Source organism: Exiguobacterium sp. s181 (assembly GCF_018617125.1).
GTDB classification, from domain to species: Bacteria; Bacillota; Bacilli; order Exiguobacteriales; family Exiguobacteriaceae; genus Exiguobacterium; species Exiguobacterium profundum.
In genome coordinates this window covers 192,125-210,163 of the sequence record NZ_JACSJM010000004.1, presented here as the reverse complement: position 1 = coordinate 210,163, position 18,039 = coordinate 192,125, and the positions used below count along the sequence as shown (strand labels likewise).

Sequence of the window (18,039 nt, the reverse complement as noted above, 5' to 3'; positions counted from 1 at the left end):
TTCCCATGCCGAACACGGAAGTTAAGCGTCTCAGCGCCGAAAGTAGTTGGGGGATCTCCCCCTGTGAGGATAGGACGTTGCCAGGCAAACGGTGGTTCTGGAGCATTCGCTCAAGGGCCGCCGTTTTTTCATATCATCGATTCAGCTTAGTGGAAGAGAGGACGTAAGAAGCAATGGCTAAGAAGATCAAAGTATATGTCGAACCAAATGAAACGGTCAGTGAATGTTTAGATCGAATCAACGAAATGGGTTATCGTCCTATACGCCGTATTGAAAAGCCCGTCTTTGAGCAAACGGGAGCCAAAGATGAACCTGTCCATTCCCATCAATCGATTTTATTTGAATGCGTCTCTAAAGAATCCTAATGCCAAGCCGTCACACAATCTGCGTGACGGCTTTTTTATGTCTCAAAATGAATGTTCGCGTTCAAAGCATCGATCTCCAAGCGCATCCAATAAAGTTTGAGCTCGTTTTTCTATCTTTTTAGGAAGATTCTCTTTACTAAAGTATTCAAGAGCCAAACTTTCACCATCTTCCATGACGAGCGCTCCATGTACTCTTTTCGCCTGGTATAAATGAATGACACCGTATGTCTCGTCTCCGTTTGGATATTTGAAGTAACCATCTGAACCGGAAAAGACTTGGATTAATTCAAATTGCTCAGCGAGAAGTCCAGTTTCTTCTTCTAATTCTCTTGCAGCGACTTCTTCCAATGTTTCTCCGAGTTCCATCGATCCTCCTGGTAATCCCCAGTCAAGTGTATCCGATCGGAATTGCATCAGTACCTCTTGCTTTTGATTGATGACCAAAATGGTCGCTCCCACACTGATGATCGGACGGTTGCCAATCACTTCTCTAAGACTCGATATGTAACTCATCGAACTCCCCCTTTTCAATAGCATACATTATCGGAGAAAATTGTGCTGATAACATCCAAAAAGCGAACGATAAATATTCAGACAATTAAAATGTTCGCAGTTTATTGACATGTTTTCAAAGAACAAGGTACGATAGGCGTGTGAGATAAGAAAAATAAATAGTGCTCCATATAATCGCAAGGAAATGGCTTGCAAGTTTCTACCTGATCACCGATTCTGATCAGACTATGGGGTGTAGCGGACGTGTATTTGTCATGCCTATACCCTAAACTGATTGTCGGTTTAGGGATTTCTTTTTGTAAGGGGGACATTGGGAATGAACGTAGCAGTTGGAGTAATCATGGGAAGTTCATCTGATTGGGAGACGATGAAACATACATGTGACGTGTTGGATGAATTACAGATTCCATATGAAAAACAAGTCGTATCAGCTCACCGTACACCAGACCTTATGTTCGAATATGCTGAAGAGGCACGAGGCAGAGGCATCCAAGTGATCATTGCGGGTGCTGGTGGGGCAGCCCACCTTCCTGGAATGGTCGCTGCGAAAACGACACTTCCTGTCATCGGTGTCCCGGTTCAGTCGAAAGCACTCAATGGAATGGATTCGCTCCTCTCCATTGTTCAGATGCCTGCAGGAGTTCCAGTAGCAACTGTTGCCATCGGAAAAGCGGGAGCAACGAATGCAGGATTATTGGCTGCTCAAATTCTCAGCATCCACTCCACAGACATTACAAATCGACTTGATGCATTTCGTGAGAAGAAACAAGAGATGGCGATGCGAGGAACGGAGGAGTTGGTCTGATGAGAATCGGAATTTTAGGTGGAGGACAACTTGGACGGATGATGTCACTCAGTGCGAGTGCAATGGGATACACGACACTTTGTCTTGACCCGAACCCCAATGCACCGACTGCTCAAGTGGCAGATTCAATTGTTGCCTCATTTGATGATGTGAATGCCGCAAAAGAACTCGCTGCTCGTTCAGACGTTGTGACTTATGAATTTGAGAACATCGATACGGAAATGATTGCAGCCATCGAAGAAAAATGCCCACAAGGTATGGACGTGTTGAAGGCGACGCAACATCGCATCTTAGAGAAACAGATGATTGAATCAGCAGGACTACGTGTCGCACCGTATGTTTCGGTACGTACGGTTCGAGATGTACGGCAGGCATATGAGAAGCTCGGCTTACCTTTTGTCATCAAAACGTGTCGCTTCGGTTATGACGGGAAAGGGCAGACGGTCATTCGGTCGGAACATGACCTTCAGACATTCGTTGAACATTTTGTCGAGCAGGAATATGTCGCCGAAGCTTGGTTGCCATTTGAAAAAGAAATTTCAGTCATTGTGACGAGAGGGTATGACGAAACGTCGACATTCCCAATCAGTGAAAACATTCATCACAACAACATCCTACATTTATCGATTGTACCGGCTCGCGTATCAAATGAGATTCGAGAGGATGCAAGACACCTCGCTCTCCAGCTTGCAGACCATATCGGCTTAATGGGAACGCTCGCTGTCGAGCTGTTCGTCATGGCGGATGGCCGTCTATATGTGAATGAGCTTGCGCCGCGTCCGCACAACTCCGGGCACTACACGATTGATGCTTGTGAAACCTCACAATTTGAACAACACATTCGAGCCGTGACCGGGATGCGCCTCGGACGGACGAGATTGACATCGCCTGTCGTCATGGTCAACCTTCTCGGCGAGCATATGCCACGACTTCATGTCAAAGCATTGCCATCGAATGTTAAACTACATCTGTATGGAAAAGATGAAGCGAAGACAGGTCGCAAAATGGGACATTTGAACGTCCTTGGTGACACGGTCGAAGAAGCGCTTCATACCATCGAACAACTGGCAATTTGGAAGGAGACCGTTTTATGATTTCACGCTACACCCGCCCAGAGATGGCAAACATTTGGACTGATCAGAACAAATTCGAGGCTTGGTTAAAAGTTGAACTTTATGCCTGTGAGGCTTGGAGTGAACTCGGTATCATCCCGAAAGAAGATGTACAAGTTCTTTGGGACAAGGCATCGTTTGATGTTGATCGGATTCTAGAGATTGAACAAGAGACACGTCATGATGTGATCGCGTTCACTCGTGCCGTTTCTGAGACACTCGGAGAAGAGAAAAAATGGGTGCATTACGGATTGACGTCGACGGATGTCGTCGATACGGCACTCTCGTACTTAATCAAACAGGCGAATGATCTTTTAGAGGCCGATTTAGATCGCTTCATCGGTATTCTCGCAGAAAAAGCGAAAGCACATAAGTATGACATCATGATGGGACGTACCCACGGCGTGCACGCAGAACCGACCACGTTCGGTCTGAAGCTCGCCCTCTGGTATGAAGAGATGAAACGGAACAAAAAACGCTTCATGGCAGCTCGCGAAACGATTGAATTCGGGAAGATGAGCGGAGCGGTCGGGACGTTTGCGAATATCGACCCGTTCATCGAGTCATACGTCTGTGACAAGCTCGGTATCCAAGCTGCACCGATTTCGACACAGACTCTCCAACGTGACCGTCATGCCGAGTACATGTCAACACTCGCATTGATTGCCACATCGATTGAAAAGATGGCAACGGAGATTCGTGGACTTCAAAAAACAGAGACACGCGAAGTGGAAGAGTTCTTTGCGAAAGGACAAAAAGGGTCGTCGGCGATGCCGCATAAACGTAACCCAATCGGTTCTGAAAATATGACGGGTCTTGCACGCGTCATTCGCGGTCATATGATGACAGCATACGAGAACGTCCCACTCTGGCATGAACGTGATATCTCGCACTCATCAGCAGAACGAATCATCATTCCGGATGCGACGATTCTTCTCAACTACATGTTGAACCGTTTCGGTAATATCGTGAAGAACTTGACGGTCTTCCCGGACAACATGCGTCGCAACATGGACCGTACGTTCGGAATCATCTTCTCGCAACGGATCTTACTCGGTCTCATCGAGAAGGGCTGGTCACGTGAAGCGGCATACGACGCGGTTCAACCGAAAGCGATGCAGGCATGGGAAGAAGAGACGATGTTCCGTACATTGATTGAAGAGGACAAAGAGATGGGCGCACTCTTTACGAGTGAAGAGCTCGATGAGTTGTTCGACCCGCGTTATCACGTACGCCGTGTCGATACGATTTTTGAACGCTGTGGTTTGTAATCGTTGAGGGGCGACAAGCCCCTCTCACTTTTAAGGGGGAACGGTTCAGATGAAAGCAATTTATGAGGGCAAGGCGAAGGCGTTATTTGAGACAGAAGAAGCGGGTGTGCTTCGTGTGTACTATAAAGACGATGCGACAGCATTCAATGGAGAAAAGAAAGAGTCGATTGATGGGAAGGGGATTTTAAACAATGCCATCACGACCCAGTTGTTCGAATTGATGCATGACAACAAGATTCCGACGCACTTTATCAAACGAATCTCAGAGCGAGAACAGTTGGTCCGCCGTGTCGACATCATCCCGTTAGAGGTGGTCGTCCGCAACGTCGCGGCCGGTAGTCTAGCGAAACGTCTCGGTTGGGAAGAGGGAACACCGCTCCTCGCACCGATTGTCGAGTTTTATTATAAAGACGATGCACTTGGAGACCCAATCCTCACAGAAGATCATATTCGATTATTGCAAGTTGCCACACACAAAGAAGTCGAAACATTGCGACAACTCGGGCTTTGGGTAAACGATGTCTTGCTCGATTTCTTTAGTCAACACGGCATCGACGTGATCGATTTCAAACTAGAGTTCGGAAAAGTGGATGGGACGATCATTTTGGCGGATGAAATCTCACCGGATACGTGCCGTCTCTGGGACAAAGAAACGAAACAGAAACTTGATAAAGATGTATTCCGTCGCGATTTAGGTTCTTTGACTGAGACGTATGGACAATTGTTAACACGCATAGGGGGAAACGGACAATGAAAAAAGTAAATGTGTATGTGACATTACGTGAAAGTGTACTCGACCCACAAGGAGTTGCCGTAAAAGGCGGGCTCGAACATCTCGGATTCGCTGGAGTTGAATCGGTGCGGATCGGGAAAGTCATCGAGCTTCAAGTAGCGGACGACACGACAGAAGCCATGGTCAAAGAGATGTGTGAGAAGTTACTCGTCAATACGGTCATTGAGAATTTTGAAATCGAGATGGGGGTACTCGCATGAAGTTTGCGGTCATCGTCTTTCCAGGATCAAACTGTGACCTCGACATGTACCATGCGGTAAAAGATGTGCTCGGGGAAGAAGCGGAATACGTGTTCCATACGGAAACCTCACTTGAAGGATTTGATGGAGTCCTCTTACCAGGTGGTTTCTCATACGGAGACTACTTGCGCTGCGGGTCAATCGCCCAGTTTTCACCAATCATGGCTGAAGTGAAGCGTTTCGCGGAAGAAGGACGCCCGGTTCTTGGCGTATGTAACGGATTCCAAGTGCTCGTCGAAGCGGGACTCCTCCCAGGTGTATTGATGCGAAACCGCGATTTGAAATTCATGTGTAAGACCGTCGACCTTGTCGTCGAAAACAACGAGACGATGTTCACAAGTGAGTACGCGGCACAGGAAACGATTCGCGTGCCAATCGCACACGGTGAGGGCAACTACTACTGTGACGAGACGACACTCGAGACATTGAAGGCAAATGGCCAGATTGCGTTCACCTATAAAGAGAACCCGAACGGATCGGTCGAAAACATCGCCGGCATCACGAACGAGGCAGGGAACGTACTCGGCATGATGCCACACCCGGAGCGTGCGGTCGAAGCGTTGCTCGGTGGGGAAGACGGTAAACGGTTATTCACGTCAATCGTAAAATGGGGGGCACGACATGTTACTTACAACTGAACCGACAGCTACACAAATCCGTGATGAACGGATCTATGCCACGATGGGATTATCGGACGACGAATACGCGCTCGTCGTCTCACTGCTTGGCCGGGAACCGAATTATACAGAGATCGGTCTCTTCTCGGTCATGTGGTCTGAACACTGTTCGTACAAAAACTCGAAACCGGTGCTCCGGAAGTTTCCGACAACCGGCAAGCACGTCTTACAAGGACCAGGAGAAGGGGCTGGAATCGTCGACATCGGAGACGGTCAAGCCGTCGCCTTTAAAATCGAGAGTCATAATCATCCATCCGCGATCGAGCCTTATCAAGGAGCGGCGACTGGGGTGGGCGGAATCATCCGTGACATCTTCTCGATGGGCGCCCGTCCGATCGCTTTATTGAACTCACTCCGTTTCGGAGATTTGAACGAATCACGTGTGAAACATTTATTCGGTCATGTCGTATCCGGCATCGCTGGATACGGGAACTGCGTCGGCATCCCGACTGTCGGTGGGGAAGTCGCCTTTGACCCGGCTTACTCAGGAAACCCGCTCGTCAACGCGATGTGCGTCGGCTTCATCCGTCATGAAGACATTCAAAAAGGAATCGCGGAAGGTGTCGGAAACTCGGTCATGTACGTCGGAGCGACGACAGGGCGTGATGGAATCCATGGTGCCACGTTCGCTTCTGAAGAACTCGGAGAAGACGCGGACGAGAAACGTCCGGCCGTCCAAGTCGGGGACCCGTTCATGGAGAAACTTTTGATCGAAGCGTGTCTCGAAGTCATCAAACATCCTGCGCTTGTCGGGATTCAAGACATGGGCGCAGCCGGATTGACGTCATCGTCAGCAGAGATGGCATCAAAAGCAGGGATGGGAATCGAGATGAACCTAGACCTCGTCCCACAACGTGAGACAGGCATGACACCTTACGAGATGATGCTTTCGGAATCGCAAGAGCGGATGCTTCTCGTCGTCAAAGCTGGACATGAAGACGAAATCGAAGCAATCGTCACGAAGTGGGGACTTCATGCAGTCAAAGTTGGCGAAGTCATTGAAGAAAAAGTACTTCGTCTCGTTCATCAAGGGGAAGTCGCGGCCGAAGTACCGGTCGATGCACTCGCAGAAGACGCACCGGTCTATCATAAACCGTCTAAAGTTCCAGCATATTATGAAGCATTCCAAGCGATGGAGCCGGTCACACCAGTCGTCGAAGATGTGATGACGACATGGAAAGACGTCCTTGCGATGCCGAGCATCGCCTCGAAACGTTGGGTGTATGAGCAATATGACCATATGGTACAAACGTCGACAGTCGTCGCACCGGGTAGTGATGCCGCGGTCATTCGCATTCGTGAAACGGAGAAGTCGCTCGCGATGACAACAGACTGCAATGCGAAATATGTCTATCTCGACCCACGTGTCGGTGGAGCCATCGCTGTCGCGGAGGCGGCACGAAATATCGTCGCAAGTGGTGCAGAACCACTCGCCTTGACGGACTGTCTCAACTTCGGGAGCCCGGATAAACCGGAAGGGTTCTGGCAGCTCGACCAAGCCGTCGAAGGAATGGCAGAAGCGTGTCGTACGCTCGATACGCCAGTCATCGGAGGGAACGTATCGCTTTATAACGAATCAAACGGACAAGCCATCTACCCGACACCGGTCGTTGGAATGGTCGGGCTCATCGAGAAACCAGAACATATTACGACATCGTTTGCGAAACAAGCGGGAGACGTCGTCTTCTTACTCGGTGAGACAAAAGCAGAGTTTGGCGGAAGTGCCCTTCAGATGTTGCAAGACGGAAAAGTGAGCGGTCATGCACCGACACTCAATCTTGAAGAAGAACGTCAGACACAAAAGGCGTTGCTTCACGCTATCCGTGAAGGTCTGGTCACGGCGGCACATGATGTATCAGAGGGGGGTCTTGCGGCAGCGTTACCGGAACTGGTCTTTGGAACAGGGTTCGGCGTGGACGTGACGATTGACACAGATCTCGTGACGGCGCTATTCAGTGAATCACAGTCACGTTTCCTCGTGACGGTCGACAAGGCACATGCCGAGGCATTCGCGAGCATGACGAACGGAAAAGCAATCGGGACAGTTACAGAAACATCCACTCTTGTCGTTCGCGCAAGCGACCGCTTGATTGAAATGGACGTGAAAGAGTTAGAGCGTGTATGGGAAGGAGCTATTCCATGTTATATGACATCCGAGGCATGAACGAGGAATGCGGCGTCTTCGGTGTGTTCGGTCACATCGAAGCGTCACACCTAGCCTATTACGGACTTCACAGCTTGCAACACCGTGGCCAAGAAGGAACAGGAATCGTCACGGCAGACGGAGAGCGTCTCCACGCAAAACGTGGACTCGGACTCGTCACCGAAGTGTTTGACGAAACATCTCTCGACGCACTCACCGGGAACCATGCGATTGGACACGTCCGCTACTCGACGGCTGGCGGCAACACGCTCGAGAATGTTCAACCGCTCCATTTCAAGTCGTTGACTGGTGATTTGGCGATGGCGCATAACGGAAACCTTGTGAATGCGAACGAATTGAAACACATGCTCGAAGCGGAAGGCGCGATCTTCCAGACAACGTCCGACACGGAAGTCGTGGCCCACCTCATCAAGCGGAGTCGCGGCAATTCGTTGAAAGAACGGATCGCCGACAGCTTGGCCCGTCTCGTCGGGGCATTCGCATTCCTGTTCTTGACGGAAGATGCACTGTACGTCGGTGTTGACGTGCATGGGTTACGTCCATTATCACTCGGACAAACCGAAGACGGGGCTTACGTGTTCGCTTCAGAAACGTGTGCGTTTGACGTCGTGGGGGCGACGTACGTACGGGATGTGGAGCCAGGAGAATTGCTCATGGTCACGAATGAAGGCATCACGTCAGAGCGATTCAGTGAAGCGGCCGTCCGTGCCATGTGCTCAATGGAATACATCTACTTCTCAAGACCAGACTCCATCATCGATGGCATCAACGTGCATACGGCGCGTAAGGCCATGGGGAAAAAGATGTTTGAAGAAGCACCGGTCGAAGCGGATGTCGTGACAGGTGTTCCGGATTCGAGTATTTCTGCGGCAATCGGCTATGCTGAGGCGAGCGGAATTCCTTACGAAATGGGACTCATTAAAAACCGTTACGTCGGACGGACGTTCATTCAACCGTCCCAGGAATTACGGGAGCGCGGGGTGAAGATGAAGTTGTCAGCGTTACGCGGTGTCGTAAACGGGAAACGCGTCATCATGGTCGATGATTCCATCGTCCGTGGAACGACGAGTCGCCGAATCGTCACGTTACTACGAGAGGCAGGCGCGACGGAAGTGCATGTGCGCATCACGTCACCACCGATCAAACATCCGTGTTACTACGGAATCGATACATCCACCAAGGAAGAGTTAATTGCGGCAACCAAATCCATTGAAGAAATCAGAGAAGAGATTGGTGCCGATTCACTAGCGTTCCTCACATTGGATGGAACGGTCGAAGCCATCGATCGTCCATTCGAAGGAGCACTACGCGGGCAGTGTGCTGCATGCTTCACGGGACTTTATCCGACTGAACTTGCAGAACTCGTGACAGAGACAAAGGCTTAAGGGGGAAAAGCGATGAGCGTTCGTTATGAACAAGCGGGTGTGAATTTAGAAGCAGGGTACGAGGCCGTATCCCGTATGAAACGTCATGTCGCTCGGACAATGCGTCCGGAAGTGATGACAGGACTCGGTAGTTTCGGAGCGATGATTGACCTCGGTTCGATGAACATGAAACATCCGATTCTCGTGAGCGGGACTGACGGGGTCGGGACGAAACTGAAATTGGCGTTCGCGCTCGACCAACACGACACGATTGGAATCGATTGCGTCGCCATGTGCGTCAACGATTGTCTCGTGCATGGAGCAGAACCGCTCTATTTCCTCGACTATATTGCGACCGGGAAAGCAGAACCGGCCAAACTGGAAAGAATCGTCGCCGGTGTTGCGGAAGGGTGTGTCCAAGCCGGTTGTGCGCTCGTCGGTGGCGAAACGGCTGAGATGCCAGGGATGTATCCGGATGGCGAATATGACATCGCTGGATTTGCGGTCGGTGTCGTAGAGAAAGAGGACTTGCTCGACGGTTCGACGATTCAGGATGGGGATGTCGTGCTCGGACTTGCATCTTCAGGCGTCCACTCGAACGGGTTCTCGCTTGTACGTCATATCGTCGAAGCGCAAGGTCTTCATTATACGGACGAGATTGCGATGCTCGATACGACACTCGGGAACGCCTTGCTGTTGCCGACACGGATTTATGCCGAAGCGGCGAAAGCGGCCATTTCGACAGGCAAGGTTCAAGGGATGGCACACATCACAGGTGGTGGCTTCTATGAGAATGTGCCTCGCATGTTGCCAGAAGGTCTTGGCATCACGTTCGATGCGTCGAGTTGGCCGAGTCTTCCTGTATTCGACTGGCTCGAACAAGTCGGGAACATCTCGAAGCAAGAAATGTTCAACGTCTTCAATATGGGAATCGGGTATATGATCACGGTACGAGCTGAAGATGTGGAACTCGTCGAAGCGGCGCTTGAACGTGTCGGGGAGACTGCGCACCGAATCGGGAAAGTCGAGAGTCGTCCAGGCATCCGGATTTCAGGAGTGGACCAATGAAACGATTTGCCATCTTTGCGTCAGGATCGGGAAGTAACGCCGAAGCAATCTGGCAAGCGATCGCCGATGGTCATTTGTCTGCTGAATGTGTGTTGCTCGTGACGGACAAACCAGAAGCTGCTGTTCTCGATCGAGCGGAGCGTCACGGGATTCCGAGTTTTTCGTTTACACCGAAGGCGTACGCGTCAAAAGAAGAGTTCGAGGAAGAGATTCTCGTCCTGCTCCGTACGCTTCGTGTAGACTATATCGTGTTGGCGGGGTATATGCGCTTGATCGGTAATGTGTTACTATCCGCATATCCGAATCGCATTCTAAACATTCATCCATCGCTTTTACCCGCTTTTCCGGGTAAAGACGCGATCGGACAGGCGCTTGACGCCAACGTACCGACGAGTGGTGTGACCGTTCATTATGTGGATGCGGGGATGGACACGGGTCCGATCATCGCACAGGCGTCTGTCGAGATTGAAGGGTGTGACCGCACCGAGGCGACGCGTCGCATTCAGACGATCGAGCACCAACTGTATCCGCGCGTATTACAACAAGTGTTGAATCAACAGGAGGTTTTCAAGTGAGAGCATTATTAAGTGTTTCTGATAAAACGGGAATTGTCGAACTCGCGACCGTCTTGCATGAGGCGGGCATCGAGCTCATCTCAACAGGTGGGACCGAGGCTGCGCTTCAACAGGCAGGATTGCCAGTCAAGAACATTTCGGAAGTGACATCGTTCCCTGAAATGTTAGACGGCCGTGTCAAAACGTTGCACCCACTCGTTCACGGGGGCTTGCTCGGACGTCGCGACCTCGATACGCATGTCGCACAAATGAAAGATCATCACATCGAACCAATCGATTATGTCGTGGTCAATCTGTATCCGTTCAAGGAGACGATTGCGAAAGAGAATACGACATACGAAGAAGCGATTGAAAACATTGATATCGGTGGACCGAGCATGTTGCGTTCGGCTGCGAAAAACCATGCGAGTGTCACCGTCGTCGTGGACCCGAGTGATTATACACTCGTCGCCGAGGAAGTACGTGGAGGCGGTACATCGTTTGAAACACGTCAACGTCTTGCGACGAAAGCGTTCCGACATACGGCTGCCTATGACGCGTTGATTGCTGACTACTTAGGTCGTCAAATCGGCGAAACGTTCCCAGAGCAGTTGACGGTCACGTATGAAAAAGTTCAAGACCTTCGTTACGGAGAGAACCCACACCAACAAGCGGCGTTTTATAAGACACCGTTATATGACGGGATGACACTTGCGAATGCGACACAGCTTCACGGGAAAGAGCTCTCGTATAACAACATTCAAGATACGAATGCAGCCCTTGAAGCACTCAGTGAATTGACTGAGCCGGCGGCAGTCGTCGTCAAGCACATGAACCCGTGCGGCGTTGCAGTCGGACGGACGATTTCTCAAGCGTTCGAACGTGCCCATGCGGCCGACCCGGTCTCAATCTTTGGTGGAATTGTCGCCTTAAACCGTGAAGTCGATCTTGAGACGGCAGATGCCCTTCGCAACATCTTTTTAGAGATCATTATTGCCCCATCCTTTAGTGAGGCAGCACTTGACCGATTGAAAGAGAAAAAGAATCTTCGGTTGTTGACGTTAGATATGGGACAGATGACAAGCATGCGCCTTACGGCTGTCGCCGGAGGATTGCTCGTACAAGACGGGGATGACATGACACTCGATGATGCCTCATGCCAAATCGTGACGGATCGTCGCCCGACAGCAGCGGAATGGGAAGATTTGAAACTTGCATGGCGTGTCGTCAAGCACGTCAAATCGAACGCGATTGTCGTCGCAAAAGACGAGACGACGATTGGAATCGGTGCCGGACAGATGAACCGCGTCGGTGCAGCGAAAATCGCTTTTGAACAAGCCGGGGAACGCGCGTCAGGCGCGGCTCTCGGAAGTGATGCCTTCTTCCCGATGGCAGATACGGTCGAAGCGGCAGCGGCAGCGGGCATCACGGCCATCATCCAACCGGGTGGGTCGATTCGTGATGCCGAATCGATTGAAGCGGCAAATCGCCATGGCATTACGATGGTATTCACATCAGTCAGACATTTCAAACACTGAGAGGGGTTTGCGTCATGAACGTATTGGTCATCGGTCGAGGAGGACGCGAGCATGCGCTCGCATGGAAGTTGAAACAAGACGGGCATCACGTCTTCGTTGCACCGGGCAACGACTTCATGGAAGGGATGACGTGCGCGTCGATCCATGAAACAGACGTGGAGGAGCTCGCCCATTTCGCAGAAGAGAACGAAATCGAATGGACGATTGTCGGACCGGAGTCGTCGCTCATGGTAGGAGTCGTGGACACGTTCCGCGACAAAGGGCTGAACATCTTTGGACCGACGAAAGCGGCTGCCTTACTCGAGGGAAGCAAGGCATTCGCCAAAGAAGTCATGATGGAAGCCGGAATTCCGACAGCGGCATACGAAGCGTTCACGGATGCGGCATCGGCGCTTGCCTATATCGAGAAGCTCGGTGCACCACTCGTCGTCAAGGCGGACGGATTGGCTGCCGGTAAAGGCGTCACGGTTGCGTTCACGGTCGAAGAGGCAGAAGCTGCCGTACGTGATATTTTCACGACGGATAAATTTGGGCAACAGTCACAAGTCGTCATCGAAGAGTTCCTCGATGGGGAAGAGTTTTCGCTCATGGCGTTCGTCTCGGGAGAGCGTGTCATTCCGATGATCACCTCGCAAGATCATAAACGTGCCTATGACGGCGACAGGGGACCGAACACGGGTGGGATGGGCGCTTATAGCCCGATGCCACATCTTTCAAAGGACGTGTATGAGGAATCGGTGAAGACCGTATTAGAACCACTCGCGCAGACGATGGTCAAACGAGGCACTCCATTTGAAGGATTCTTGTACGCCGGTCTCATCTTGACGGCAAATGGACCAAAAGTCATCGAATTCAACGCACGTTTCGGTGACCCGGAAACGGAGGTCATCTTGCCGAATTTGAAATCGCCGCTCCTGGACGTGATTGAAGCGGTCGTTCGCCAAAAATCGTATTCGGTTGAGTGGATTGACGGATACACGATGGGTGTCGTCATTGCGGCCGAAGGGTATCCGGACCGACCAATCACGGGCCAGGTGTTATCAGGATTTGAGTCGCTTCCGAAAGATGTGCTTGTCTTCCATGCCGGCACGACAAAGAAGGGCGATCAAGTCGTAGGGAGCGGAGGTCGTCTACTCGTTGTGACGGCGACGAAGCCGACACTGCTTGAGGCGAAAACGGCTGTGTATGCGGCAATTTCACAACTCGATTTACCTGAAACGTTCTATCGATCGGATATCGGGGCGCGAGCGTTTGAACACATTATTTAAAGGATGGGTCAACCCATCCTTTTTTTCATGCGAAAAAAAGGAAATGCCGATATCCTGTTCTACAATAATAAAGTAGCTTGAAGAAGGAGGGTGGTCGGCCTGCGTGTTCAAACAAAATTATTTATTGCGATAGCCGTGAACATCGTACTCTTCATCGGTGTCATTTTATTCGTCATCAAACCGTATTTTGTAGAGAAAAGTATTGAACAGGACAGGGCGATGACCCGCGATCAAATCGAAAGTGTGTCAGAAGTGTTCGCCAATCACCGACTTATGCTCGAGCGGATTCTTGTCGATTGGTCAGTTTGGACGAATGCCTATGATTTTGTTCAAAATCAGAATGAAGCATTCATTGAAAACAACATGGGGGAAGAGACACTCGAAAACTTAGGGGTCGGCGCAATGATTTTCCTCGACCGTGATCGAAAGGTCGTCTACTCGGAGTTTACTCAATTTTATGAATTGGATCGTGAAGAGGACAAAGAGATCTTCACGAACGACTTGATCCGTTACGTCAACTCGTCAGGAATCAAACAAAGTGCGGTGTATGGCACCGATTTCGGTCCGGTCGTCTTCATGAGTCATCCGATTTTGAGAAGTGATGGGACAGGAAAGCCGGGTGGGACGCTCGTACTCATTCAAAAAATCGGTCCAGACTTCATGGCCGCGATGAGTGCCCAAGCAAAAACGAAATTATCGATCAGTCCTCTTTCACACCGGCAGTTGACGGTCGATGAAGACAATCAATTTGCACGTGTCTCGTTACCGCTTCAATCCGTCTATCAAGATGCGAACTGGGAACTCAACTTCTCGGTGAAGCGAATGTACTATACCAATACACAGACCATGTTAGAAACGGGGATGCTCGGGCTGCTTGTGCTCGGTCTTGGTCTATTGTTGACACTGTTTTGGTCGGTGAATCAAATTGTCACGAAACGATTGATGGGCATCGTCAACGAACTGAAATGGATCACGAAAGAACGGAATAGTCGGTTACGGATTCAGTTGCATCCAAATCAACAAGACGAGATTGAAGAGATGGCGATCAGCATGAACGAGGTGCTCGATGCACTCGAACAGACACAAAAAGAATCGTTGACGCGTGCCTTCCGAGATTCTTTGACCCGTCTTCCAAACCGATTGGCGGTCGAAGAGATGTTCGTGAGCTTACCGGAAACGACCCGGTCGATTGGAGTGATGGGAATCGATTTCGACAACTTCCGACGGATCAACGATCAATTTGGTCAGCGTATGGGAGATGCGATGCTGACGTTCTTTGCCTCTCGATTGATGTTTTATAAAGAGGATGGCTTCGTTGCAAGAATCGGAGCGGACGAGTTCATCTTGATTCATCCGGAATGGACGACCGAGGAGCTCATGATCATCGCCAATCAATTGGTGAAAGATTTGCGCGAATGGGGTTTGAAGCAAGGGATGAACCATTTGACCTTGAGTATCAGCATCGACGAATTGACTGGACCGACGCATCATTCCTATGAGGTGATGATGGCGCGACTCGATGTCGTCTTACACGAAGCCAAAGCATCCGGGAAAGATCAGATTCTTTCCTATCAGGAGATTAAAGATGGGAGTCATTACTTGCAGGCACTCGAAATGGAACGTGATTTACGTCATGCGCTGCGTCATGATGAGTTCGAACTTTATTACCAACCAATCGTCTCACCGCAGCCGTTTCAAGTTAGAGGAGTCGAGGCGTTGATTCGCTGGCACCATCCACAGAAAGGATTCGTCTCTCCCGGCGTGTTCATTCCGGTTGCGGAGCAACTCGGGCTCATCTCAGATGTGGGACGTTGGGTGCTTGTGCGCGCCATCACCGAGATTCAAGAGTACGCAGAGCGACTTGACTTATTTTTATCCATTAACGTCTCGAAACGTCAGATTTTAGACGGCTCGTTTTTAGAAGCGTTGGAGGAAACGATCGCTAAGACAGGATTTCCCCCACACCGGTTGCATGTGGAAATCACAGAGAGTGAAGTCGGTGGGAATGTGTATGAACTTCAACAATTCATTCAAGCGTTAAAGGCCATCGGTGTCAAAATATCACTTGATGACTTCGGTGTCGGAACATCGTCGCTTTCATACTTGCAATCCCTGTGTCTCGACATCGTTAAAATCGATCAAAACTTCGTGAAAGGGATTCCGGAGAATAAATTTGACCGCGCGCTGTTAGAAGGGCTATATCAAACTTTCCAAACGCTTGGACTCGAGATTGTCACGGAAGGGGTCGAGCGACCGGAACAGCTTGCGTTCGTATTAGAATATAGTGGTTCGCTCATTCAAGGTTATCATTACAGTAAACCGATTCCGGTCAATCAATTGCACCTGTACTTACGTAAAACCGTCATGACTCAAATTTGATGTAGGTGACTCTTCATAGGAAGAGTCGCCTTTTTTGTGAAAAATATATGTGAAATTTGTTACAATAGGGAACATAACTTGCGACCCATTCAGAGAAAAGGTAAACTTGAAACAGGTAAAGAAAACGCTTTCAAAATTATTCTTTTATAGCTTTGAAAGGGAAAAAGGGAGGATTGGGTTCGATGCCAACAAAAAGAACGGCGCGGGCACCGTGGTCTAAAGTGATGATTCGTTCACAACTTGAAGTCGTAGATCGATTGCGGCCACCTTCGCTCGTCTTACAAAACGCAACGTATTTGAACGTCTACGTAAAACAATGGAGAATCGCGAATATTTGGATTGAGGGAGATCGCATCGTGTATGTCGGTCCAGACTTACCAGAATCAGCGGTCGAAACGGTCGATGTGACAGGAAAGTATATTGTACCTGGGTATATCGAGCCTCACGCTCATCCGTTTCAATTATACAATCCGGCGACGTTGTCAAAATATGCAGGAGAGCGTGGAACGACGACGCTCGTCAATGACAACATGCTGCTTTTTTTACAAGAGAAAGAGCAAGCGTTTGCGCAACTCGATGCGATTCAACAATTGCCGACGAGTACATATTGGTGGGCCCGTTTGGATACGCAAACGGAGTTGGACCGGGAGAGCGTGGCTGTCGACTCGGAACGCATTCACGAGTGGTTTAACCATCCGGACGTCGTCATGGCAGGTGAATTAACGGCATGGCCGCGCGCCTTGAAGGGTGATGATGAGATGCTTCAGTGGATGCTTGACGCCGAAACGTGCGGTTTGCCGGTCGAGGGGCATTTTCCGGGGGCGTCGCCGAAGACATTGACTAAAATGGCGTTGATGGGAGTACACAGCGACCATGAGGCGATGACGGCGGAAGAGGCGTTCAATCGATTGGAACTAGGTTATACGACGACGCTTCGACATTCCTCGATTCGTCCGGACCTGCCGGAGATGATCCGTGATCTATTGGCAAATGGACTGACGGCGTTCGACCATCTCATGGTGACAACGGACGGTTCGACACCGGGCTTTTATGAGGACGGCATGCAGGATGCTCTTGTCCGCATTTTGATCGAAGCGGGATTACCGGCTATCGAAGCCTACCGGATTGTCTCTCATAACGTGGCTCGTCACTTTGACCTCGATCACATTTTAGGGGCGATTGCGCCAGGCCGTATCGCGCACTTGAACATTCTAGATGCCATCGAGGAACCGCGTCCGACGGCTGTGATTGCGAAAGGGCAATGGATTTATCGTGATGGGGTATCGCTTTTCCCGAACGAATTAGTGGAAGCAGTCCTCAATAAGATGCCGTCGACAGACGTTTCAATCGAACTGACGCCACAAGACCTATCTTTCAGCATGCCCGTCGGACTCGACATGATCAACTCAGTCATCATGAAACTGTTTAAAATTACGCATGACACGGGTCAAGATGCATTGCCGCGTGATGGAGACGAATCGTTTCTCATGTTGCTTGATAAAGAAGGGAAATGGCGATTGAACACAGTCTTGAAAGGTTTCGCCCGAGATTTTGGTGGACTTGTCAGTTCGTACTCGATCAGTGGAGACTACTTGATTCTAGGGAAATGTAAACAGGATATGTTACTGGCGTTCAAACGAATGAACGAGCTCGGAGGCGGGATTGTCCTCGTAGACCAGGGCGAAATCGTTGCCGAGATCCCGTTACCACTCTGTGGGATGACGTCGACGGAGCAACTCGAAACACTCATCGATCAAGAGAAACAGCTGCGAGACGAGCTCATGGCGAGGGGCTATCAGTTCGAAGATCCGATTTATACATTACTATTTTTAGCATCTACCCATTTGCCATATGTTCGGGCGACACCTCTCGGCATTTACGAAGTCATGAAGAAACAAGTACTATTTCCTGCGATTTTGCGATGAATAG

16 protein-coding genes, 1 rRNA gene and 1 riboswitch are annotated in these 18,039 nt (G+C 50.1%); of the genes, 16 read left to right on the top strand and 1 reads right to left on the bottom strand.

The window, feature by feature from the left end; translation table 11 throughout:
* Together rrf and KNO70_RS14000 are read left to right on the top strand one after the other, a co-directional pair.
* A 5S ribosomal RNA gene (gene rrf / locus KNO70_RS14005) occupies nt 1-86 on the top strand; the annotation flags it as partial.
* Nucleotides 87-173: 87 nt separating this feature from the next.
* Nucleotides 174-365 (top strand): NETI motif-containing protein, encoded by a 192-nt coding sequence (locus KNO70_RS14000; protein ID WP_015880702.1) that lies wholly within the window; start codon nt 174-176, stop codon nt 363-365.
* 42 nt (nt 366-407) lie between these two features.
* Here the strand turns inward: KNO70_RS14000 and KNO70_RS13995 are convergent, their stop codons facing one another.
* Nucleotides 408-878 carry an NUDIX hydrolase gene (locus KNO70_RS13995; protein ID WP_214812747.1) on the bottom strand — a complete coding sequence of 157 codons (471 nt, stop codon included), beginning with the start codon at nt 876-878 and terminating at the stop codon, nt 408-410.
* Between the two features lie 146 nt (nt 879-1,024).
* A riboswitch (purine riboswitch) is annotated at nt 1,025-1,126 on the top strand.
* A 68-nt stretch (nt 1,127-1,194) separates the two neighbouring features.
* Between KNO70_RS13995 and purE the strand changes: the two genes are divergently transcribed.
* The 14 genes from purE to KNO70_RS13925 all read left to right on the top strand — a co-directional run bounded on the left by purE (nt 1,195) and on the right by KNO70_RS13925 (nt 18,035).
* Nucleotides 1,195-1,683: a 5-(carboxyamino)imidazole ribonucleotide mutase gene (gene purE, locus KNO70_RS13990; RefSeq protein WP_074032924.1), complete on the top strand. Its 489-nt coding sequence runs from the start codon at nt 1,195-1,197 to the stop codon at nt 1,681-1,683.
* Nucleotides 1,683-2,777 (top strand): 5-(carboxyamino)imidazole ribonucleotide synthase, encoded by a 1,095-nt coding sequence (gene purK, locus KNO70_RS13985; protein WP_214812746.1) that lies wholly within the window; start codon nt 1,683-1,685, stop codon nt 2,775-2,777. Before purE ends, purK begins: the two co-directional genes overlap by 1 nt.
* Nucleotides 2,774-4,066 carry an adenylosuccinate lyase gene (purB, locus tag KNO70_RS13980; protein WP_015880706.1) on the top strand — a complete coding sequence of 431 codons (1,293 nt, stop codon included), beginning with the start codon at nt 2,774-2,776 and terminating at the stop codon, nt 4,064-4,066. The genes purK and purB overlap by 4 nt, the downstream gene beginning before the upstream one ends.
* A gap of 49 nt (nt 4,067-4,115) precedes the next feature.
* Nucleotides 4,116-4,820 (top strand): phosphoribosylaminoimidazolesuccinocarboxamide synthase, encoded by a 705-nt coding sequence (purC, locus tag KNO70_RS13975; protein WP_214812745.1) that lies wholly within the window; start codon nt 4,116-4,118, stop codon nt 4,818-4,820.
* Nucleotides 4,817-5,059 carry a phosphoribosylformylglycinamidine synthase subunit PurS gene (gene purS / locus KNO70_RS13970; protein WP_031420917.1) on the top strand — a complete coding sequence of 81 codons (243 nt, stop codon included), beginning with the start codon at nt 4,817-4,819 and terminating at the stop codon, nt 5,057-5,059. Before purC ends, purS begins: the two co-directional genes overlap by 4 nt.
* Nucleotides 5,056-5,736: a phosphoribosylformylglycinamidine synthase subunit PurQ gene (gene purQ, locus KNO70_RS13965; protein ID WP_031420919.1), complete on the top strand. Its 681-nt coding sequence runs from the start codon at nt 5,056-5,058 to the stop codon at nt 5,734-5,736. The genes purS and purQ overlap by 4 nt, the downstream gene beginning before the upstream one ends.
* Nucleotides 5,720-7,939 carry a phosphoribosylformylglycinamidine synthase subunit PurL gene (purL, locus tag KNO70_RS13960; protein ID WP_078146254.1) on the top strand — a complete coding sequence of 740 codons (2,220 nt, stop codon included), beginning with the start codon at nt 5,720-5,722 and terminating at the stop codon, nt 7,937-7,939. The genes purQ and purL overlap by 17 nt, the downstream gene beginning before the upstream one ends.
* A complete protein-coding gene (gene purF, locus KNO70_RS13955) occupies nt 7,915-9,324 on the top strand; it encodes an amidophosphoribosyltransferase (protein WP_015880711.1) in 1,410 nt (469 codons plus the stop codon). Before purL ends, purF begins: the two co-directional genes overlap by 25 nt.
* Before the next feature lie 12 nt (nt 9,325-9,336).
* Nucleotides 9,337-10,371: a phosphoribosylformylglycinamidine cyclo-ligase gene (purM, locus tag KNO70_RS13950; protein ID WP_214685456.1), complete on the top strand. Its 1,035-nt coding sequence runs from the start codon at nt 9,337-9,339 to the stop codon at nt 10,369-10,371.
* Nucleotides 10,368-10,946 (top strand): phosphoribosylglycinamide formyltransferase, encoded by a 579-nt coding sequence (purN, locus tag KNO70_RS13945; protein WP_078146256.1) that lies wholly within the window; start codon nt 10,368-10,370, stop codon nt 10,944-10,946. The genes purM and purN overlap by 4 nt, the downstream gene beginning before the upstream one ends.
* Nucleotides 10,943-12,463, top strand: coding sequence for a bifunctional phosphoribosylaminoimidazolecarboxamide formyltransferase/IMP cyclohydrolase (purH, locus tag KNO70_RS13940; protein WP_214812744.1), 1,521 nt, complete (start codon nt 10,943-10,945; stop codon nt 12,461-12,463). Before purN ends, purH begins: the two co-directional genes overlap by 4 nt.
* Before the next feature lie 14 nt (nt 12,464-12,477).
* The gene (purD, locus tag KNO70_RS13935; RefSeq protein WP_214812743.1) at nt 12,478-13,731 is read left to right on the top strand and encodes a phosphoribosylamine--glycine ligase; all 1,254 of its coding nucleotides are present in this window, start codon (nt 12,478-12,480) and stop codon (nt 13,729-13,731) included.
* Between the two features lie 90 nt (nt 13,732-13,821).
* Complete coding sequence (locus KNO70_RS13930; RefSeq protein ID WP_078146259.1) at nt 13,822-16,110, top strand: bifunctional diguanylate cyclase/phosphodiesterase; 2,289 nt, start codon at nt 13,822-13,824, stop codon at nt 16,108-16,110.
* Between the two features lie 182 nt (nt 16,111-16,292).
* On the top strand, nt 16,293-18,035 hold the full coding sequence (locus tag KNO70_RS13925) for an adenine deaminase C-terminal domain-containing protein (RefSeq protein ID WP_214812742.1): 1,743 nt from the start codon (nt 16,293-16,295) through the stop codon (nt 18,033-18,035).
* Nucleotides 18,036-18,039 lie beyond the last annotated feature (4 nt).

Excerpts from the sequence above, each read along its gene's own strand:
- KNO70_RS14000 (WP_015880702.1), top strand. The coding sequence starts at position 174 with ATGGCTAAGAAGATCAAAGTATATGTCGAACCAAATGAAACGGTCAGT.
- KNO70_RS13995 (WP_214812747.1), bottom strand. The coding sequence starts at position 878 with ATGAGTTACATATCGAGTCTTAGAGAAGTGATTGGCAACCGTCCGATC.
- purE (WP_074032924.1), top strand. The coding sequence starts at position 1,195 with ATGAACGTAGCAGTTGGAGTAATCATGGGAAGTTCATCTGATTGGGAG.
- purK (WP_214812746.1), top strand. The coding sequence starts at position 1,683 with ATGAGAATCGGAATTTTAGGTGGAGGACAACTTGGACGGATGATGTCA.
- purB (WP_015880706.1), top strand. The coding sequence starts at position 2,774 with ATGATTTCACGCTACACCCGCCCAGAGATGGCAAACATTTGGACTGAT.
- purC (WP_214812745.1), top strand. The coding sequence starts at position 4,116 with ATGAAAGCAATTTATGAGGGCAAGGCGAAGGCGTTATTTGAGACAGAA.
- purS (WP_031420917.1), top strand. The coding sequence starts at position 4,817 with ATGAAAAAAGTAAATGTGTATGTGACATTACGTGAAAGTGTACTCGAC.
- purQ (WP_031420919.1), top strand. The coding sequence starts at position 5,056 with ATGAAGTTTGCGGTCATCGTCTTTCCAGGATCAAACTGTGACCTCGAC.
- purL (WP_078146254.1), top strand. The coding sequence starts at position 5,720 with ATGTTACTTACAACTGAACCGACAGCTACACAAATCCGTGATGAACGG.
- purF (WP_015880711.1), top strand. The coding sequence starts at position 7,915 with ATGTTATATGACATCCGAGGCATGAACGAGGAATGCGGCGTCTTCGGT.
- purM (WP_214685456.1), top strand. The coding sequence starts at position 9,337 with ATGAGCGTTCGTTATGAACAAGCGGGTGTGAATTTAGAAGCAGGGTAC.
- purN (WP_078146256.1), top strand. The coding sequence starts at position 10,368 with ATGAAACGATTTGCCATCTTTGCGTCAGGATCGGGAAGTAACGCCGAA.
- purD (WP_214812743.1), top strand. The coding sequence starts at position 12,478 with ATGAACGTATTGGTCATCGGTCGAGGAGGACGCGAGCATGCGCTCGCA.
- KNO70_RS13925 (WP_214812742.1), top strand. The coding sequence starts at position 16,293 with ATGCCAACAAAAAGAACGGCGCGGGCACCGTGGTCTAAAGTGATGATT.